At 69.6% G+C, this 1,564-nt stretch carries 2 protein-coding genes and 1 pseudogene; all 3 read left to right on the forward strand.

Annotated elements, in window-relative coordinates; genetic code table 11:
* A partial coding sequence (locus BN903_RS08810; protein ID WP_048077387.1) for an amidase family protein occupies positions 1-842 on the forward strand: 842 nt, incomplete at its 5' end.
* Positions 839-1,345 (forward strand): DUF5797 family protein, encoded by a 507-nt coding sequence (locus BN903_RS08815; RefSeq protein WP_048077388.1) that lies wholly within the window; start codon positions 839-841, stop codon positions 1,343-1,345. The genes BN903_RS08810 and BN903_RS08815, both read left to right, overlap by 4 nt.
* 87 nt (positions 1,346-1,432) lie before the next feature.
* Positions 1,433-1,564, forward strand: a pseudogene (locus BN903_RS16715) (SHOCT domain-containing protein); the annotation flags it as partial.

The raw sequence follows: 1,564 nt of genomic DNA on the forward strand, positions 1-1,564 counted from the left end.
GGCTCATCGCGTACGCGAACTCGCTCGAACAGATCGGGCCGATCGCGGGCACCGTCGAGGAGGCGGCCGCCGCGCTCGACGTCATGGCCGGGCCGGACCCCAACGACGGCACCACACGCGACCTGAGCGAGGTTGAGGGCGCGGACCCGTCGGCGAGCTACGCCGACGCCGCCGACGGCGACGTGGAGGGGATGACCGTCGGCGTCCCGACGGAGCTGTTCGAGGGGGCCGACGAGCGCGTCGTCGAGACGGTCGAGGCCGCGATAGACGACTTGGAGGCGCAGGGCGCGGAGACGACCGAAATTTCGCTGCCGTCGGTCGAACACGCGGTCCAAGCGTACTACGTCATCGCGATGGCGGAGGCCTCCTCGAACCTCGCGCGCTTCGACGGCGTGCGGTACGGCCACCGGAGCGAGTCGGACGGCAACTGGAACGAGTCGTTCGCGGAGACGCGAGAGGAGGGGTTCGGCGCGGAGGTCAAACGCCGGATCCTGCTCGGCACGTACGCGCTCTCGGCCGGCTACCACGACAAGTACTACGAGAAGGCGCAGGACGCCCGCGCGTGGGTCCGGCAGGACTTCGAGGAGGCGTTCGAGGACGTGGACGTGATCGCCTCGCCGACGATGCCGGTCCTCCCCTTCGAACTCGGCGAGAGCCTCGACGACCCGCTGCGGATGTACCTCGCGGACGCCAACACGACGCCGGTGAACCTCGCGAACCTCCCCGCGATATCGGTGCCGGCCGGCGAGGCCGACGGCCTCCCCGTCGGGCTACAGCTCGTCGGCGCGAAGTTCGACGAGGAGACGATCGTTCGCGCCGCGAGCGCGGTCGAGGACCGATGAGCCTCACGGACGAGGAACGGAGCCGACTCGCGGACGTGGTCCGCCTCCAGCCGACGAAGAACGGCGAGCTACAGGACGCGTGGGAGATGGATAGCGGCAGCGAGGTTCACGGCTACCTCGAAGACCACCTGAAAGAGTACTACTACCGCGACGACGACAGCCTGATCCGCACGACGGCGGAGGCGAACGACCTCGTCGACGTCGAGCCGGGCGTCGAACCGGACGCGGTCGCGAAGGGGGGCGTCCCGGAGACGATCCGCGTCCCGGAGCTGGAAGCGCGGGTCGTCGAGGTCCTCGCCGGGCCGGAAGAGCGCTCGCAGTCGGTCGTCAGCGTGCTCAACGCGCTTCGGGAGGCGTACGACGGCGATCCCGAGGTCGACGCGGTGCGACGTGCGCTCCGCAGCCTCGAACGCAAGAACGTCGTCGAGGTCGTCTACCGGACCGTGCCGACGTTCCGGCTGGCGGTCGAGCGCGACGAGATCGAAGTCGAGATAAGCGAGTAGGTCACGGTCGAGATAAGCGAGTAGGAGCCCGTTGGCGGCGGCCGGCCGCCGACACGACTTTGTACCGCGCCGGAGAGGGTCCGTCCGATGACGGACGACGAGACCCTCCGCGAGCGGTTCCGCGAGAACGCGAGCGGCATCGCCGCGACGACCGTGACCGGGATCTGGCTCGCGGCGCTCCTCGCCGACTTCGGGTGGTGGCTCCCGTTCATGCTGTTC

The sequence above is a fragment of the Halorubrum sp. AJ67 genome (genome assembly GCF_000513435.1).